This window comes from Candidatus Nanopusillus massiliensis (genome assembly GCF_920984865.1).
The window spans coordinates 572,766-573,166 of record NZ_OV100765.1 but is presented as its reverse complement, the minus strand read 5'-3'; the positions used below and the strand labels follow the sequence as shown (position 1 = coordinate 573,166).

Genomic DNA, 401 nt, shown 5'->3' with positions numbered 1-401 from the left:
AGGGCGTCTAGTCGCTGGGAATAGACCCGAAACCGGGCGATCTATCCATGGGCAGGTTGAAGCGGGGTTTCCCGTGGAGGCCCGAAGAGGTGAGGAGCTTACCTCTCTCATGACCTCGGGGTAGAGGTGAAAAGCCACTCGGGCCCGGTCATAGCCGGTCCCCGCCNNNNCTGACCCTAGCCAGGTCTCGGGTTAGGATCCCTATGGTGTAGAGAGACGGATTCTGTACGGGTTTCCGTATGGAGTCCAACTCCGAAGCCATAGGGTCCGTAGCCCGGGAAACGGGAATTGCGGGAAAGCCGCAATTCCGAGACGGGAACATCCGTGACCGAGGTTAAGGCCCCAAAGTGCTGGCTGAACGACGTTGAAGGAGTCTGTCCCCNNNGACATCGGGGATGTGG

1 rRNA gene (only partly in view) is annotated in these 401 nt (G+C 59.9%); it reads left to right on the top strand.

Features of this window, described 5'->3' with window-relative positions:
- Positions 1 to 401: ribosomal RNA gene (locus LUA84_RS03700) — 23S ribosomal RNA — on the top strand (it extends past both window edges: 757 nt to the left, 1,789 nt to the right).